Genomic DNA, 16,722 nt, shown 5'->3' with positions numbered 1-16,722 from the left:
ATAGTGCTAGGTTTTAAATATCTAAACCCTAATCCACAAGTGAATTAAAGTAATTGAGAAGGTAATAAAATAAGTAATTTTGTTCTTTAAAAAGAATGGTAAAGAGGTATGTTTAACGAATTTAATATATAAATAGTATTTGTAGTAACTTTTCATATATTAGGAGGGTAAAAATGAGCGCTATAACTGGCATTATTCACTTTAATAATGAACCTGTATCAATTGAACATGGCACACGATTAATGAGTGATTTACAAAATTACCCTGCTAATGATATTCAAATATGGCATAAAGAAAACGTTTTCCTGGGATGTCACGCACAATGGATTACACCAGAGTCAGTTGGTGAACGATTACCCTTCTATAATTATGAAGAACAACTGGCAATTACAGCAGATGCTATTATTGATAATCGTTATGAGTTGTTTGAAAAATTACAAGTAGATTATGCGGATAGAAAAAACATGAAAGATAGTGAGTTGATTTTACTCTCTTATCAGAAATGGGGAGAATCAGCACCGAAATATTTGGTGGGCGATTTTTCTTTTATGATTTGGGATGAGAAAAAACAAATACTGTTTGGAGCTAGAGATTTTTCTGGGAGCCGAACACTTTATTTTTATCGTAGTGAGAACAAATTTTCTTTTTGTACTAGTATAAAGCCGTTATTTACTCTACCGTATGTTGAGAAAAAATTGAATGAGCAGTGGCTTGCTGAATTTTTAGCTATACCTGTGAATTTTGAATCAGTAGACCCTTCTTCAACGGTATATAAAACTGTTGAACAAATTCCACCTTCCTATTCTGTTACTGTGAAAAATGGAAAGGTGAAATTATCGAGATACAATACGCTAATCGCTGGAGAAAGGCTTCAACTCAAATCAAACGAAGAGTATGAAGAAGCGTTTTTGGAAGTGTATCAAAATGCGATAAGATCACGTTTACGTACCCATCATCAAGTAGGGGCTCATTTGAGTGGAGGACTTGATTCGGGTTCTGTAGTTAGCTTTGCTGCACGAGATTTAAGTGCAGCAAATAAACGTCTACATACATATAGTTATGTCCCAGTAAAGGGGTTTGTAGATTGGACGCATAGAAGTAGAATAGCTGATGAACGACCTTTTATTCAATCAACTGTACAGCATGTAGGAAATATTAAGGAACATTATTTAGATTTTGAAGGAAGAAGTCCTCTATCAGAAATAGATGATTGGCTTGAAATTCTAGAGATGCCATACAAATTCTTCGAGAATACTTTTTGGCTTAGGGGAATCTATGAGGAGGCCCGGTTACAGGGGGTTGGAGTACTCTTAAACGGACAGAGAGGAAACTGGACAGTGTCATGGGGCTCGGCTGTGGACTATCAAGCTATGCTTTTGAAAAAGATGAATTTGCGTCGCTTTTTGCAAGAATTATATTCGTATAGTAAAAGTATTGGTGTAAAGAAATCGCGAGTATTTTCAGTAGTGAAAAAAAAGGCATTTCCATTTTTGAATCGAATATCTTCATCAAAAAATCAAATCGTTTTCCCAAGATTTATTAATCCAGAATTTGCAAATAGAATGAATGTGTTCGATAAGCTTCTAGAGCATGATGTTGATATAACAGGAACCTCTATAACAGATATATATGAAATAAAAAAAAGGCAATTTGAACATTTATATTATTGGAATATAACTGGTACATACGGATCTAAATTATCTTTGCGCTATTCTTTATGGGATCGAGATCCAACGAATGATTTACGGGTTGTTCAATTTTGTTTAGCTGTTCCAGAAGAACAATACGTTCAAAATGGTGTAGATCGGGCACTAATTCGAAGAGCAACCAAAAATTATTTGCCTGATAAAGTAAGATTAAATCAACTTACTCGAGGTGTTCAAGGTTCTGATGGTGTTTATCGTATGAAGCATCAATGGAGTGGATTTATTGAAGAGCTTGAGCAGCTTAGTAAGGATCCTGTAATTTCAGAATTCTTGGATATAGAGGTTATTAGAACTGCGATTTCTAAGATTAAAGAAGAACCCCATCCAGAATATGCATTTGATTTAGATTTTCGAATTTTAATGCGTAGTTTAATAGTATATCGATTTATGAAGAAAATTATTTGAAGGGAGGTGACATCATGAAAAAAGATTGGACAATTCCTACACTGGAAGTACTTGATATTAATATGACAATGGCTGGACCGGGACTTAAAACGCCGGATGCTGTTCAACCAGATATTGATGAAGTAGTGCACTATAGTTAATTCATCGCGTAGTAATTAGATCTTATGTTTCCTATCCCCTTATACATTAGAAGTATAAGGGGTATTTGTAAAACAACGCTGATAATTATTTGGAGTGAGAGAGTTGATTAAAACTACAAAAAAAAATATGTATAAAGTTTTTGGGCTAAGGGTGTTGAGTGAAATTCAATTGCCAGAATTACCTAGAATTAATGAACAAGAAGAAACGATAGAAGTAATAATACGAACTGCTGATTTATTTCAGAAATGGAGTGAATTTACTAACACAGAACAAAATTTTGTAGTTGATAAAAACGTAGTTATGATTCGTATTCCTGATACAGCTATATTTTCTATACAAGAAGGAAAGCAAATAGTTGTTTCACCAATGAAGGAAGCTTGTGAAGATAAGATTCGTCTTTATATACTTGGAACTTGTATGGGCGCCTTGCTAATTCAAAGAGGGATTTTGCCACTACATGGTAGTGCAATAAATATTGATGGGAAAGTTTATGCCTTTGTAGGTGATTCAGGAGCAGGTAAATCAACTCTTGCATCGGCTTTTTTAAGTAAAGGATACAAAATTTTGAGTGACGATGTAATTGCTGTGACAGTTTCGTCAGATAAGACTCCAATTGTGATCCCATCTTATCCGCAACAAAAATTATGGGCGGAAAGTTTGAATGCTTTTGGAATGGGAACGGCAAGTTATAATCCATTGTTTGAGCGAGAAACAAAGTATGCTGTGCCTGTACAATCTCATTTTTTCTCTGAACCATTACCTCTTGCTGGTGTTATTGAGTTAACGAAAACAGAGGATGAGAGTGTTGAGTTGATTCGAATTGAAGGACTTGAACGATTGCGTACATTGTTCCTTCACACATTTCGTAAGTTTTTAATTACGCATTTAAAATTGACAGAGTGGCATTTCACTACTTCTACAAGTGTGATAAACAAGGTAGATATGTTTCATTTGAAACGTCCAAATAATAGGTTTACAGCGCATGAACTTGTATCAATTATATTAAAAACTATACACGAAGGAGGAGTAATAGATGATGTATACAGAGAGAATTTCTCTAGAGTGTCAGATTGTGCAAAGTGAAGAGAATATTGTGAGTGATATGGATGGGGAAAAAGTAATGCTAAATGTTCAAAAAGGGAAATATTATAATTTGGGAGAAACAGGGGGAGAAATTTGGGAACTAATAAAAACTCCAATTATGGTTACTGAACTCGTCAGTACATTGTTGTCAAAGTACAACATTGAACGGGGCGATTGTGAAGAGCAAGTTCTTTCCTTTTTAGAGTCTTTATCTCAAGAAGGTTTAATTCAAATAAAAGATTAATCTAATAGATAAATTCGTAATTTCAAGAGAACTGTTAGGAAGGGATTAATGAATATTGTGAAAAGGTTAAGGGTATTTTTATCGCTGAACATGGAAACAAAGCTTTTATTTTTAGAGACTTTTATTTTTTTAGGGTGGGCGCGTGTACTAAAAAGTATTACCTTTTCCAAAGTTGCACCTTCTTTAGGGGATTACATGAACGAAACATCAGTTGCCCAAATTGAGCCACACGGGGATACACTAAAGAAGGTGTCTGAAGCTATTTCTATTATAAGTCGTTATACTTTTTGGGAAAGTCAGTGCCTTGTTAAAGCTATAGCTGGGATGAAAATGCTCGAAAAACGTCACATTGAGAGTACTCTTTATTTAGGAACTGCTAAGGATAGTCATGGGGAATTAATTGCGCATGCATGGTTACGGAGTGGTTCTTTTTATGTTACTGGATCAGAAGGAATGGAGAAATTTACTGTCGTTGGATCATTTGCAAAGAGGCTAAGTGAGGACACTATTAAAGGAGAATAAAATGGAGAAAGATTTTGGTCTGAATGTAGAGTTCATGTCTAAGGAATTGAAACTTCTTTTTGCAATTTTGAAGTTACAAGATGACGAAACAGTACAAACTTACAGTAATGAATGGTTTTCGGATATTGATTGGGAGGTATTTCTTGAGCAAGCTGTGCATCATCGCGTTTATCCGGTGATATATCAAAAACTTAAACAGGTGGATGAGGAACTAATTCCTTCACATATTGTACAAACCTTGAATAGAAAATATAAAAAAAATACATTTCACATGCTTTATTTAAGTGCTGAAATGGAACGAATAAATAAACTATGTAATGAAAATGAGATTCGTATGATTTTTCTAAAAGGACCTGTACTATCTCAGGACTTATATGGGGATATTTCTTTACGAACATCCTGTGATTTGGACGTTCTAATTCCGATGCAAAATTTAGAAAAAGTAGAAATGCTGCTTTTAGAGCAGGGGTATGTAAAAGATGATTATATTCAAACGATATTAAATGATTGGAAATGGAGGCATCATCATATAACCTTTTTTCATCCAACAAAGCAGATTAAGCTCGAGATTCATTGGAGGTTAAATCCCGGACCTGGTAAGGAACCTGGGTTTGAAGAACTTTGGAAGCGAAAGAGAAAAAGTACCCTTACGAGTAATTCTGTATATATGTTAGGGGAGGAAGATTTATTTTTATTTCTTGTATCCCATGGTGCTAGACATGGTTGGTCCAGATTACGCTGGTTAGTGGATATAAAAAAAATTGTCAATCAAAATCTTAACTGGAGTGAGATTCATAAATTAATGAGAAAATATCAAGTGCTTCATTTAGGAGGACAAGCATTAATTTTAGCAGCTCAATTGCTAGGTGTACGACTAGATGAAAGGATGATGGAATTAGTAGCGAAAAAACGTTCAAAGCAGTTAGCTCAAGAGGCACTGTTTTATTTCAAACAAATGATAAACTTGCATACCGATCCTGTCCCTGAAGAAGTATTTATCTATCATAGTCGACACTTATTTTCACTAATGTCTAATCAACAAAAAATTTTATATATTATGAGCCAACTATATCCTTATCCAATTGATGCAAAAACATTACCGTTACCTAAATTTCTTCATTTTTTATATTTTCCTTTACGTCCGTTTTTATGTCTTTGGAGGAAAACAAAGAAGTTGGCTTTGTTATAGGGGGAACATCGGTGAATCATATTATATATTTTATGAAGAAACTATACTCTTCGGCGGGAAACATACTGTATGTGAATTTATTTGGTATGGTTTTAATAAGTTTACTTGAAGGGATAGGTATTATTTTATTAATTCCTATGATAAGTATGACTGGAATAATTAATATAGGCGAGGAGACTACTTTTATCGCACCTGTCTCTAGGTTTTTGCAGGATTTTCCTAAAACAGCAAGTCTAATTTCTATTTTAGGTATATATATACTAATAGTGTTAGGTCAAAATTTACTACAAAGAAATATAACGCTAAGGGATGCGAGAACACAACAAGCTTTTGTGCGAAAATTAAGAATGGAAACATATAGTATGATTTTAAAAGCAAAGTGGAGTTTTTTTTTAGAGAAAAGGAAAACAAATCTAATAACTATATTAACTACAGAATTAGCTCGTGTAAGTTATGGGGTTAATTTAATTTTACAATTGTTAGCTGCTATTCTGTTTACATTTATACAGGTGGGGATTGCGTTTTTACTATCTCCCCAAATAACTATATTTGTTTTGGTCTTTGGCTTATTATTCTTGGTAGCTTCTCGTGTTTTTATAAAAAAAGCACGAATACTAGGCGGTAAGACCTCAGAATTGGCAAAAGACTATCTTTCTGGTATAACAGATCATTTTAATGGAATTAAAGATATAAAGAGTAATACTTTGGAAGTATCACGTTTAGACTGGTTACAATCTTTAACAAAAAAGATGAGTAATGAGCAAATGGAGTATATGAGAATAAGATCGAACTCTCAATTGTTTTATAAAGTTTCAATGGCTATATTAATTGCATTTTTTTTATTATTATCAGTAAGTATGTTTCAAGCGCAACCGGCCCAATTACTATTAATCGTACTCATCTTTTCGAGACTATGGCCGCGCTTTATGACGATTCAGTCAAATTTAGAACAGCTTGCTGCAAGCATTCCTGCTTTTAAGTCATTATGGGAATTACAAGGGGAATGTATTGAAGCGATTGAAATACAGGATATACACCAGCAAAAAAATATAAAGCCGATTTGTATAGAACAGGGTATTGAATGTAAAGATATTTATTTTCGGTATAATAGGAAGGAGCATTTGTATGCACTTCAAAATATTAATGTGCAAATACCAATCAATAGTATGACGGCTATTGTGGGGCATTCGGGAGCCGGGAAGAGTACATTAATCGATGTTTTAATGGGATTGATTCAACCAGAGAAAGGTCAAGTATTAATAGATGGAACTCCTCTTACAAGTGAAAATTTACTGTCATTGAGACGGGCTATTAGTTATGTGCCACAAGATCATTTTTTATTTAATGCAAGCATAAGAGAAAATTTATTGATGATTGAGCCGAATGTGAGTGAAGAACAAATTTGGACTGCATTAGATTTTGCGGCGGCAGCTGAATTTGTACGAATACTGCCAAAAGGGCTTGATACTCTCATTGGAGATCGTGGAGTAAGACTTTCAGGTGGTGAACGTCAACGACTTGTACTAGCTCGAGCTATTTTAAGACAACCGTCCATTTTAGTATTAGATGAAGCTACGAGTGCATTAGATGCTGAAAATGAGGTGAAGATCCAATCAGCAATAGAAAGATTGAAAGGAAAGATGACTATTGTTGTTATTGCGCATCGGTTATCTACGATCCGCAATGCAGATCAAGTTATTGTTTTAGGAAAAGGTGAAATTGTTCAAAAAGGTGAATTTAATCAATTGGCTAAAGAGAGAAAAGGTGTATTTCGAAATTTATTAGGGTCACAAATGGAAGTTGGTTCTTAGAGGGGAAAGAGTGAATGGATTTTTGTATTCATACAGTTCGAATCGAATAAAAGCCTGAGTGATGGCCGGTTATAACAGGACATTATTCAGGCTTTTATTTGTACGTTTTCTACATTTAGGGGGTAAATATAAATGAGTACCTTGCAATGAATAATACTAAGTGGTATATTATGGATATAACAGGTACCGTGTATTGAATAGTACTGGAATGAGAAAGGGGGATTGGCCTTGAACGTTCAGTTTAAAAAAGGCGTGTTAGAACTGTGTGTTTTAGCACTTGTGAAACGTAAGGATTGTTACGGTTATGAACTTGTTCAGCAAATCTCAAATAAATTTTTAATATCGGAAGGGTCAGTGTATCCTTTATTACGTCGTTTAACGAAAGAAGGATATTTTCAAACGTATTTGAAAGAATCTACGGAGGGGCCGCCTCGTAAATATTATCAACTAACGGAGCAAGGGGAAACGCAACTGAATTTGTTAGTAACAGAGTGGCGTGATTTTGCAAAAGGCGTACAAGAAATTATTGAAGGGGTGGAATGGGATGAGTAAAGAACAGTTTCTTAAAGAATTATCAAGTCATCTTAGAAAGTTACCGGAAGAAGAGAGGAAAGATATTTTATTTGATTATGAAGAGCATTTTCAGTTTGGGAAAGAAGAAGGAAAAACTGAATCGGAAATAATAAAGGGTCTTGGCTCGCCGAAAGTAATTGCGAAAGATTTACTTGCTTTGTATCGCTTTGATGAAATGAAAAAGGACCCATCTACTTCGAATATAACAAGGGCTGTTATGGCAGCGGTTGGACTTAGTTTGTTTAATTTCATTATTGTATTGGGCCCGTTAGTTGCAATTATCGCTTTTATATTTTCTTTTTGGGTCGGTGGGATTGCTAGTGTAGTGACACCATTTTTCGTTATTGCAAAAGTATTTATGGGTACTTTTATATGGTTGGATGTATTCGTTAGTATAACGTTTGTTGGAGTAGGTTTGTTGTTATGTATTATCGCTTATTATAGTACGAAGTGGTTTAAAAAGTTATGCGTACGTTATGTAATATGGAACTTCAAAATGATAAAAGGGGAGTAGATGATGAAAAAAATATTGTTAGTAGCAATCGCTTGTATCATTATTGGAGTAATTGGGATTTCACAAACATATGAAAAAGCAGTGCAAACTGCAGAAGAAGGAAATAAAGAAGATGTAATTAAAAATGAAATACTAAAAAATATAGAAGTTAAGTTAGATGCTGGGGATATTGTTGTCCAAAAATCTCCCGATTCTTCTTTTTATGTAAAGCAATCAGGAGATGTACGTAAACAAGAAATCCGTATTGCTGAAGATGGTGACACATTAAAAATTATTGGGGAAAGAGAAAAAGGTGCTTCATTTGATTTTTCTTTTTACAATTTCAAGTTTCAAACGTCTGCAGTGACTATATTTGTACCAGAACGTTCTTACCAGGAGATAAAAATAAATTCATCAGCTGGACAAATAGAAATAAGTGATGTGAAAAGTGATCGTGTAAGTGTTGGGACACTTGCTGGAGAAGTAGATTTGAAGCATGTCACAGCTAAGAGTGTGGAGGGGTCTACAAAAGCTGGTGAGGTGAATTTAAAAAAGGTAATAGGGAAAGTAACAGCGAAAACGGCTAGCGGGGATGTATATGTTGTGGATCATGATCCTAAGTATGATGTAGAGGCAAGTTCAACTGCTGGGGATGTAGATATTACTTTATTAGAAAAACCACAAGATGCAGTAATAACTGGGCAAAGCGCTGCTGGCGACGTAATGATTTTTAATGAAGAAAATAAAAATATAACTATTGGAAATGGTAGTAAAAAGATTAGCGGTAAAACAGCTGCTGGCGATGTGACGATTGAAACTCGTTCGTAAGTAATAGAATGTATGAAAATCTATCAAAATACAAAAAAGAAGATAATTACCGTATATAAATAAGGTAATTATCTTCTTTTATTATTTTTAATGTAAATCACGATATACGCCAATTACTTTGCCGATAACTGACACTTGTTTTAAAATGATAGGCTCTAATGAAGAGTTTTCCGGTTGTAGACGGAAATGGTCTTTTTCCTTATAGAAACGTTTAACAGTTGCTTCGTTATCTTCTGTTAAAGCGACTACAATTTCACCATTATATGCAGACTGTTGTTGGCGAACAACAACTAAATCTCCATCGAAAATACCAGCTTCAATCATACTATCTCCAGAAATACGTAACATAAACACTTGGTCTGCTCCAGCAACAATGCTAGCTGGAAGTGGGAAGTGATCTTCTACACTTTCAACTGCTGTAATCGGTAATCCAGCAGTAACTTTTCCGACAATTGGAACTTGAATAACAGATTGTGTTTCTGTATCCATTCGGTTGTCACCTAAAATTTCAATTGCTCGTGGTTTTGTTGGATCGCGTCGAATATATCCTTTTTCTTCTAGTCGTGATAAATGTCCGTGCACTGTAGAACTAGAAGCGAGGCCGACTGCTTGACCGATTTCGCGTACGGAAGGTGGATATCCTTTTTCTTGTACTTTTAGCTTAATAAAGTCGAGAATGTCTTGCTGGCGTTTCGTTAACTTTTCCATGTTTTCTAACACCTCGTTTTCTTTCATTTTTCTTATTAATAAGTATAACATGCGAAAAAACATTCTACAAACATAAGTTCGAACGAAAGGCGAATTTATGATACACTATAAGGAAAATATAGTGAGAAAGAAGGGTTCAAAATGAATGCAATTATTTATGCACGTGTGAGCACAACAAAAGAAGAACAGGAAACATCATTATTGCGTCAAAAAGATGAATTATTGCATTTAGCTGAGCGCTATCAAATGAATGTTGCAAAGGTGATTGAGGAGCAGGCTAGCGGTTATACAATTGAACGTGATGGCATATTAGAAGTGCTAGATACAATTCGCGATGAACAAATTGATGTACTTCTCATACAAGATGAAACGCGCCTTGGTAGAGGGAATGCGAAAATTGCATTAATGCACTGTTTACATAAAGAGGGAATAAAAGTATATACGCATACGCATAATGGAGAATTAGAACTCTCTGACTCTGATTCGATGGTGCTAGATATAATTGGGATTGTTGAAGAGTATCAAAGAAAGATCCACAATTTGAAAATTAAACGTGGCATGCAAAGAGCGGTAGAGAAAGGATTTCGTCCGGAGAATAATTTGAAAAATCGTCATTTAAGTATAGGGCGTGAGAAAAAAGAAGTGCCAATTGAGGAAATTGTACGTTTACGCCGGAATGAATTAACTTTTGAAGAAATTGCAGCGACGCTTCGCGGCTTTGGGCATAACGTTTCAAAAGCGACGGTACATCGTAGATATGTAGAGTATACAAAGCAATTGCTTGATAAAGAGGACTAACTATTGTATGATAATAATCAGTTTTGAGTAAAAGGGGGATTCGAGATGCAAAGTCACGAACTCATTGAACGCATTAACTTCTTAGCGAAAAAAGCAAAAGCTGAAGGCTTAACTGAAGAAGAACAACGTGAGCGCCAATCGCTACGTGAACAATATTTAAAAGGATTTCGTCAAAATATGTTAAACGAACTTAAAGGAATTAAAGTTGTTAACGAAGAAGGTACTGATGTTACACCGGCGAAATTAAAAGCTTTAAAAAAGCAAGATAATGCAAAATTAAACTAAAAGATGGGCAAAGCCCATCTTTTTTATTTATTATATACGTTATTTAATAACTTTCCAGTTGTTATTGACTGTTGCTTCTATCTTTTTGTGTTTCAAAATATAATTAGCAATCAGTTCAGACATATCTGTTGGTATGTCTTTTATTACGGGCTTATTTTGGAACATAAAGAAGTTTCCTCCGCCGCTAGCGCGATAATTATTCATAACGACTTCATATTCTTCATCCATATTAAGAGGAATACCTTTGCATTGTAAAGATTCTACTCTCTCGCCAATAGGTTTGGAAATGTTTAATACGTACGAAATCCCTTCCCACATATCGTAATTATAGTGTTGCGGCTTTGGTTCTATGAAGGTAGGGTTTACGATAATATCTCCATCTGCATTTAATGTGAAATAAGAAGCAGAGAGTTCAAGGGCATCTTTTATATCTGCTCCAGTTATTCTAATTACTTGTAATGTATTTGGATAAATATAATTAGAAACGATGTCACGCATTGTTACATGATCAGGGAAACCTGGAGATGTATTATGAAATAAGCTTGTACAAGAAATAGAAACATTAGCTATATCCATCTGTATGTTATTTATAAATTCAATAAAAGGATGGTCTTGCAAACGAGTTTGCATAGCGTCTGAAATTTGCATGTCTCCATAGATTAGTCCAATAGGTTGATCGAGCCAATTTTGTGTTTTCTCTTCATAATCGGCAACTAAGGAAAAGATATGTTGGTCCGCCGCAATTCCTTGCACAGGCAATAATTGTGAATAACTCTCTTTTTTTATCCATTTTTTTTCTGTTTTTTTGAATGTTACTGTTATTTTTCCAATGGAGTGTCCATTGCATCCAGTTTGTAAAATTGTTACACCATTTATTACGGTGTGAGCGATTTCCCGGTGTTGGTGGCCTGTTAGTAAAATATCTATTCCTTCAATTTCATGACACATTGCATATCCTTGGTTTTCACCTGTTAAAACTTCAGTCGGTACCCCGGTTTGTAGATCGCGTTCAAATCCTCCGTGATACGCTACGACTAATAAATCTGGTTTCTCGTGTTCGTGAATGTAAGAAACCCACTTTTTTGTTGTTTCTAATGCATCTTCAAATTGTAAATCTTGAATGTGATGAGGTTGTTCCCAATTAGGAATGTAATGTGTTGTCACCCCTAAAATAGCAATTTTTATATTTGATTCAATATGTTTTATTATATATGGTTTCCCGAAATAAGGTTCTTTGCTGTTTTTATCTAAAATATTTGCTGATAGATACGGGAAGTTCGCAGTAGAAATAGCATTGTTTAATACGCCCATTCCATAATTAAATTCATGATTCCCAATCACTGCGGCATCATAACGTAAATAGTTCGCTAATAAGGACATTGGATTTTTCTTATCTTTTTCATATGTAGCGTAATGATAAGTGAAGGGTGTTCCTTGTATGAAGTCACCATTATCAATTAAAAGGACGTTTCTATTTTGGGAACGTTCTTTTTTTATAAGAGTAGAAATTTTAGCTAAACCAATTTCAGCTTCGGAGTTATCTTGGTAGTGAATTGGATAAACAGTACCATGTATATCACTTGTTAATAAGATGTTTAAAGTTACAATTTGATTTTGATTCAATATCATTCACCTTTTCTATTGTTATCTACAAGTTAAGCATATCAAATATATGAAGGGAATTTTAATGAGAATGTATAGAATGTGTAAAGATTCTGTAAATAAGCAATTATTAATAAAAATGTGTGATATATTTCTTCATGTTTACGGAAGGAAATTTATAACAATAAAAATGGAGGCATTAATATGTTGAAAAAAGTTTTTGCAATGAGCACGACAGTTGTACTGGCGGCGGGATTATTAAGTGGCTGTGGAACGAAGGAATCAAGTGCAAGTAAAACTGAAGATACGAAAAAAGGTTATGTACCGAAGACTTTAAATGTTCAATTTGTTCCTTCTCAAAATGCAGATACGCTAGAGGCGAAGGCGAAACCATTGGAAAAGCTATTAAGTGATAAATTAAATATTCCGGTCAAAGTTAGTATTTCAACGAATTACAATACAATTGTAGAAGCGATGGCATCTAAGCAAGTAGATGTAGGCTTTTTACCCCCAACAGCGTATGTGTTAGCGCATGAGAAAAAGGCTGCAAACGTAATTTTACAAGCACAACGTTTTGGAGTAGATGATGAAACAGGAGCTCCTACAAAAGATTTAGTAGACTTTTATAAATCTGAGTTTGTAGTTAAGAAAGATTCAAATATTAACAGTGTAAAAGATTTAAAAGGTAAAAAAATTGGTTATCAAGATGTAACGTCATCAGCGGGATATGTATGGCCTGCGGCAGTATTGTTAAAAGAGGGAATTGATCCGCTAAAGGATGTGAAACCTGTTACATTAAAAGGTCACGATCAGTCGCTTATTGCGCTTTTAAATGGTGATGTAGATGCAGCTGTTGTATTCCAAGATGCTCGTAATATTGTGAAAAAAGATTATCCGAATATATTCGCTCAAACGAAAATAGTGAAATTTACGGAGAAAATTCCAAACGATACGATTTCGGTACGTTCTGATTTAGATGCAGAGTGGAGTAAGAAATTACAGGACGCTTTCATTGAAATAGGAAAGAATGAGGAAGGTCACAAAATCATAAAAGAAGTATATTCACATGAAGGCTATATTAAATCTGATGATAGTAAATTTGATATCGTCCGTGAATATGGAAAGAAAGTAAAAACGCAATAATACATATGGAAATGGCAGCTAACTGGAATGATATGTTTTCAGTTAGTTTGCCGTTTTGAATACATAGAAGGTAGGTAAGATATGTGATAGAGTTTCGAAATGTCTCCAAAGTGTATCCGAATGGTACAAAAGGATTAAATAATATAAACTTGAACATTCAAAAAGGTGAATTTGTTGTAATGGTAGGGCTGTCCGGGGCTGGAAAGTCTACACTCCTCAGATCGGTAAATCGACTTCATGAGATTACAGAAGGCGAAATTATGATTGAAGGGGAGTCTATTACTGCTGCGAAAGGAAAAGGCTTACGACGCATGCGTCGAGATATTGGTATGATTTTTCAAAGCTTTAACCTTGTAAAGCGATCAACGGTATTGAAAAATGTATTAGCTGGCCGTGTTGGTTATCATTCGACACTGCGTACAACGTTAGGTCTATTTCCAAAAGAAGATTTGGAGCTTGCCTTTCAATCGTTAAAAAGGGTGAATATTTTAGAAAAAGCATATGCGCGAGCGGATGAATTATCAGGAGGACAACAGCAACGTGTATCGATTGCTAGAGCATTAGCGCAAGAAGCAAAAATCATATTGGCAGATGAACCTGTTGCATCGTTAGATCCACTAACAACAAAGCAAGTATTAGATGATTTGAAAAAAATCAATGAAGATTTTGGAATTACAACAATTGTAAACTTACATTCTATTGATTTAGCTAGGCAATATGCGACACGCATTATTGGGTTACATGCAGGAGAAATTGTTTTTGACGGTTCAGTAGAAGAGGCAACGGATGAAAAATTTGCTGAAATTTATGGAGACGTAGCGCAGAAAAGTGAATTGTTAGAGGTGGCAGTTAAATGAGTGACGTGACGATATATTCGAAAGCGATACCGAAGCCGCCGAGTAAGTTGAAACATATGTTAACGTTTATTCTAGTCATTTTACTGTTGTGGGGAAGTAGTGTACAGGTCGACGCATCATTTTCAAAACTAGTAATTGGTTTTCCTAATATGATGGATTTATTAAAAGAGATGGTGTCGCCAGATTGGAGTTATTTTCAAGTTATTACAACAGCGATGTTAGATACAATACGTATGGCGATTATTGGGACGACTTTAGGAGCGATTTTAGCTATTCCACTGGCACTATTTGCGGCAAGTAATGTGTTTACTAGTACATTCTTGTACGGTCCAGCTCGATTGGTTTTAAATTTTATCCGAACGATACCAGATTTATTATTAGCGGCGATTTTCGTAGCTATTTTTGGAATAGGACCACTTCCAGGTATTTTGGCTCTTACTTTTTTCTCAATTGGGCTCGTGGCAAAATTGTTGTATGAGTCAATTGAATCGATTGATCTAGGTCCATTAGAAGCGATGACAGCAGTAGGAGCAAATAAAGTGCAATGGATTGTGTATGGGGTAATTCCGCAAGTGAAAGCACATTTTGTCTCCTATGTTCTTTATACATTTGAGGTGAACGTACGTGCAGCAGCTGTTTTAGGTTTAGTAGGAGCAGGTGGTATTGGGTTGTATTATGACCGTACACTTGGATTTTTACAATATCAACAAACTGCCTCTATTATTATTTATACCCTTGTTGTTGTATTGTTAATTGATTATGTAAGTACATTGTTGCGGGAGAAATTATAATGAGTAAAACGACGTTAATCGTACCAAAACCGAAGAAACCGAGTATGTATCGCTGGTTTATTTTTATAGCACTTACATTTGTTTATGTATGGGCTTTTTCAGGAGTACCGTTAGAGGGAATTAAGGATACGGCAGGAGAAATTACGAAAGCAATTATGACAGGTGTATTGAATCCAGATTGGTCGTATGTATCTTTGCCAGATGGTGAAGATTTATTACATGGTTTAATTGATACGTTGGCAATTGCGATATTAGGTACATTTATCTCTGCCTTTTTATCTGTTCCATTCGCTTTTTGGGCGGCAACGAATATGAGCAGTGGAAAATTAACTTCAGGAACTGGGAAATTTGTACTTAGTTTTGTTCGTACATTTCCGGAATTAGTTATGGCACTTTTATTTATAAAAGCTGTTGGACCAGGCTCTTTTGCTGGAGTTCTAGCTTTAGGATTACACTCTATTGGGATGTTAGGAAAACTATATTCAGAAGGAATTGAAAATATAGATAAGGGACCGACGGAAGCGTTAATAGCAACAGGCGCGAATCGCTTTCAAATACTTTGGTATGCAGTATTGCCGCAAGTATTACCGGATTTTCTATCGTATACGTTATACAGGTTCGAAATTAATGTGCGATCCGCTGCTATTTTAGGTGTTATTGGAGCAGGTGGGATTGGTACGCCTCTAATTTTTGCACTGAGTTCACGCAATTGGTCTCGTGTGGGTATTATTTTATTGGGCATCATTTTAATGGTCATTATCATTGATTATATTTCAAGTTCGATACGGAAGAAAATTGTATAATTTATTTTAAGCACCTATAAAAGGTGCTTTTTTTATAATAAGAATAATAAATGTGAGCAATAGGGGGGATAATTTGGCTTTACAGCATGAGTTTGTATTTGTTTCAAATGAAAAAAGATTAGATTTTAAAGGTATAGATTGGATTGAACTTTGTTTTCTATATAAAGAAGAGGCAACGATAGATGAGTGTGTTGTATTAAGTGATGAGCTAATTGTATATCTATTAGATTTCATCCATTGGATTCCGACCTATTATCCAGCGAAAAGAGAAGAAGGATTCGGAATTCACTATTATGGTATTACGAAAATAGAACAGCAAGGGGCAGTGATAGCAGAACAGTTATTTTGTTCGCTCGTTAGCATGTTTTCTTTAGCGCCAGAAATAATCGAGTTGACAGGACAATTTCAATGGGAAAATGATAATAATACGGATGGAGAATATGAAAGATACGTATTTAATCGAGATAAAGTATGCCAAGATTTACAGTCGCTTATTCGTTTGCTTCGTAGAGTGAAAAATGGGGAAGGATATATTGTGCATTATGGAATTTAAAATTGATGAATAAATATACAGATAATTCCCTTTCTTTTTAAAATAAAAACAATGAAAAAGTATGTCATATTGAATGCCCATACATTCCCGAAATCATTGATTTTTTTATGAAAAACCAAAAAAATATCAACATATTTGTCGATACATGTTGTATAATCTTGCGTGGGAAGCTATCATATAAATGTAT

Annotated in this window: 19 protein-coding genes; 17 read left to right on the top strand and 2 right to left on the bottom strand. The window is 34.7% G+C overall.

The window, feature by feature from the left end; translation table 11 throughout:
• Positions 1-173 precede the first annotated feature (173 nt).
• From ACTFOB_RS10245 to ACTFOB_RS10200, 10 genes are all read left to right on the top strand, one after another.
• Positions 174-2,111 (top strand): lasso peptide isopeptide bond-forming cyclase, encoded by a 1,938-nt coding sequence (locus ACTFOB_RS10245; RefSeq protein ID WP_440025477.1) that lies wholly within the window; start codon positions 174-176, stop codon positions 2,109-2,111.
• A gap of 14 nt (positions 2,112-2,125) precedes the next feature.
• Positions 2,126-2,251 (top strand): paeninodin family lasso peptide, encoded by a 126-nt coding sequence (locus ACTFOB_RS10240; RefSeq protein WP_000711188.1) that lies wholly within the window; start codon positions 2,126-2,128, stop codon positions 2,249-2,251.
• 103 nt (positions 2,252-2,354) lie between these two features.
• Positions 2,355-3,335 (top strand): aldolase, encoded by a 981-nt coding sequence (locus tag ACTFOB_RS10235; RefSeq protein WP_440025479.1) that lies wholly within the window; start codon positions 2,355-2,357, stop codon positions 3,333-3,335.
• Positions 3,286-3,579, top strand: coding sequence for a lasso peptide biosynthesis PqqD family chaperone (locus ACTFOB_RS10230; RefSeq protein WP_440025481.1), 294 nt, complete (start codon positions 3,286-3,288; stop codon positions 3,577-3,579). The genes ACTFOB_RS10235 and ACTFOB_RS10230 overlap by 50 nt, the downstream gene beginning before the upstream one ends.
• 48 nt (positions 3,580-3,627) lie before the next feature.
• Positions 3,628-4,101 carry a lasso peptide biosynthesis B2 protein gene (locus ACTFOB_RS10225; protein WP_440025483.1) on the top strand — a complete coding sequence of 158 codons (474 nt, stop codon included), beginning with the start codon at positions 3,628-3,630 and terminating at the stop codon, positions 4,099-4,101.
• Between the two features lies 1 nt (position 4,102).
• Positions 4,103-5,290, top strand: a complete 1,188-nt coding sequence (locus ACTFOB_RS10220) for a nucleotidyltransferase domain-containing protein (RefSeq protein ID WP_440025485.1) — start codon at positions 4,103-4,105, stop codon at positions 5,288-5,290.
• Positions 5,291-5,301: 11 nt separating this feature from the next.
• Complete coding sequence (locus ACTFOB_RS10215) at positions 5,302-7,101, top strand: ABC transporter ATP-binding protein (protein ID WP_440025487.1); 1,800 nt, start codon at positions 5,302-5,304, stop codon at positions 7,099-7,101.
• Between the two features lie 228 nt (positions 7,102-7,329).
• Positions 7,330-7,653 (top strand): PadR family transcriptional regulator, encoded by a 324-nt coding sequence (locus ACTFOB_RS10210; RefSeq protein WP_001102620.1) that lies wholly within the window; start codon positions 7,330-7,332, stop codon positions 7,651-7,653.
• Entirely contained in the window at positions 7,646-8,188 is a 543-nt protein-coding gene (locus ACTFOB_RS10205) for a DUF1700 domain-containing protein (protein WP_440025489.1), read from the top strand. Before ACTFOB_RS10210 ends, ACTFOB_RS10205 begins: the two co-directional genes overlap by 8 nt.
• A complete protein-coding gene (locus ACTFOB_RS10200; protein ID WP_440025490.1) occupies positions 8,189-8,995 on the top strand; it encodes a DUF4097 family beta strand repeat-containing protein in 807 nt (268 codons plus the stop codon).
• Between the two features lie 87 nt (positions 8,996-9,082).
• Here the strand turns inward: ACTFOB_RS10200 and lexA are convergent, their stop codons facing one another.
• Positions 9,083-9,703: a transcriptional repressor LexA gene (gene lexA, locus ACTFOB_RS10195; protein ID WP_000413737.1), complete on the bottom strand. Its 621-nt coding sequence runs from the start codon at positions 9,701-9,703 to the stop codon at positions 9,083-9,085.
• A gap of 141 nt (positions 9,704-9,844) precedes the next feature.
• On the opposite strand from lexA, the gene ACTFOB_RS10190 reads away from it, so the two are divergent.
• The gene (locus tag ACTFOB_RS10190; protein WP_440025492.1) at positions 9,845-10,501 is read left to right on the top strand and encodes a YneB family resolvase-like protein; all 657 of its coding nucleotides are present in this window, start codon (positions 9,845-9,847) and stop codon (positions 10,499-10,501) included.
• Between the two features lie 45 nt (positions 10,502-10,546).
• Positions 10,547-10,786 carry a DUF896 domain-containing protein gene (locus tag ACTFOB_RS10185; protein WP_001190582.1) on the top strand — a complete coding sequence of 80 codons (240 nt, stop codon included), beginning with the start codon at positions 10,547-10,549 and terminating at the stop codon, positions 10,784-10,786.
• A gap of 39 nt (positions 10,787-10,825) precedes the next feature.
• On the opposite strand, the gene ACTFOB_RS10180 is transcribed toward ACTFOB_RS10185, so the two are convergent.
• Positions 10,826-12,409 (bottom strand): bifunctional metallophosphatase/5'-nucleotidase, encoded by a 1,584-nt coding sequence (locus ACTFOB_RS10180; RefSeq protein ID WP_440025495.1) that lies wholly within the window; start codon positions 12,407-12,409, stop codon positions 10,826-10,828.
• Between the two features lie 183 nt (positions 12,410-12,592).
• Here ACTFOB_RS10180 and ACTFOB_RS10175 point away from each other — a divergent pair, with 183 nt between their 5' ends.
• The 5 genes from ACTFOB_RS10175 (at position 12,593) to ACTFOB_RS10155 (ending at position 16,535) form a co-directional block, all read left to right on the top strand.
• A complete protein-coding gene (locus ACTFOB_RS10175; protein ID WP_440025497.1) occupies positions 12,593-13,531 on the top strand; it encodes a phosphate/phosphite/phosphonate ABC transporter substrate-binding protein in 939 nt (312 codons plus the stop codon).
• Positions 13,532-13,614: 83 nt separating this feature from the next.
• Entirely contained in the window at positions 13,615-14,388 is a 774-nt protein-coding gene (gene phnC, locus ACTFOB_RS10170) for a phosphonate ABC transporter ATP-binding protein (protein ID WP_097819650.1), read from the top strand.
• Positions 14,385-15,179, top strand: a complete 795-nt coding sequence (gene phnE, locus ACTFOB_RS10165; protein ID WP_440025499.1) for a phosphonate ABC transporter, permease protein PhnE — start codon at positions 14,385-14,387, stop codon at positions 15,177-15,179. Before phnC ends, phnE (ACTFOB_RS10165) begins: the two co-directional genes overlap by 4 nt.
• A complete protein-coding gene (gene phnE, locus ACTFOB_RS10160) occupies positions 15,179-15,982 on the top strand; it encodes a phosphonate ABC transporter, permease protein PhnE (RefSeq protein ID WP_440025501.1) in 804 nt (267 codons plus the stop codon). The genes phnE (ACTFOB_RS10165) and phnE (ACTFOB_RS10160) overlap by 1 nt, the downstream gene beginning before the upstream one ends.
• A 73-nt stretch (positions 15,983-16,055) precedes the next feature.
• Complete coding sequence (locus tag ACTFOB_RS10155) at positions 16,056-16,535, top strand: coproporphyrinogen III oxidase (RefSeq protein ID WP_440025503.1); 480 nt, start codon at positions 16,056-16,058, stop codon at positions 16,533-16,535.
• Positions 16,536-16,722: the final 187 nt, after the last annotated feature.

Source organism: Bacillus cereus group sp. MYBK79-1, assembly GCF_051915365.1.
Classification (GTDB): domain Bacteria; phylum Bacillota; class Bacilli; order Bacillales; family Bacillaceae_G; genus Bacillus_A.
This window is presented reverse-complemented; position numbering and strand designations above follow the sequence as displayed.

What these genes read in the sequence shown, in the direction of transcription:
- ACTFOB_RS10245 (WP_440025477.1), top strand. Translation starts at nt 174, where the DNA reads ATGAGCGCTATAACTGGCATTATTCACTTTAATAATGAACCTGTATCA.
- ACTFOB_RS10240 (WP_000711188.1), top strand. Translation starts at nt 2,126, where the DNA reads ATGAAAAAAGATTGGACAATTCCTACACTGGAAGTACTTGATATTAAT.
- ACTFOB_RS10230 (WP_440025481.1), top strand. Translation starts at nt 3,286, where the DNA reads ATGATGTATACAGAGAGAATTTCTCTAGAGTGTCAGATTGTGCAAAGT.
- ACTFOB_RS10225 (WP_440025483.1), top strand. Translation starts at nt 3,628, where the DNA reads ATGAATATTGTGAAAAGGTTAAGGGTATTTTTATCGCTGAACATGGAA.
- ACTFOB_RS10220 (WP_440025485.1), top strand. Translation starts at nt 4,103, where the DNA reads ATGGAGAAAGATTTTGGTCTGAATGTAGAGTTCATGTCTAAGGAATTG.
- ACTFOB_RS10205 (WP_440025489.1), top strand. Translation starts at nt 7,646, where the DNA reads ATGAGTAAAGAACAGTTTCTTAAAGAATTATCAAGTCATCTTAGAAAG.
- ACTFOB_RS10200 (WP_440025490.1), top strand. Translation starts at nt 8,189, where the DNA reads ATGATGAAAAAAATATTGTTAGTAGCAATCGCTTGTATCATTATTGGA.
- lexA (WP_000413737.1), bottom strand. Translation starts at nt 9,703, where the DNA reads ATGGAAAAGTTAACGAAACGCCAGCAAGACATTCTCGACTTTATTAAG.
- ACTFOB_RS10190 (WP_440025492.1), top strand. Translation starts at nt 9,845, where the DNA reads ATGAATGCAATTATTTATGCACGTGTGAGCACAACAAAAGAAGAACAG.
- ACTFOB_RS10185 (WP_001190582.1), top strand. Translation starts at nt 10,547, where the DNA reads ATGCAAAGTCACGAACTCATTGAACGCATTAACTTCTTAGCGAAAAAA.
- ACTFOB_RS10175 (WP_440025497.1), top strand. Translation starts at nt 12,593, where the DNA reads ATGTTGAAAAAAGTTTTTGCAATGAGCACGACAGTTGTACTGGCGGCG.
- phnE (WP_440025499.1), top strand. Translation starts at nt 14,385, where the DNA reads ATGAGTGACGTGACGATATATTCGAAAGCGATACCGAAGCCGCCGAGT.
- phnE (WP_440025501.1), top strand. Translation starts at nt 15,179, where the DNA reads ATGAGTAAAACGACGTTAATCGTACCAAAACCGAAGAAACCGAGTATG.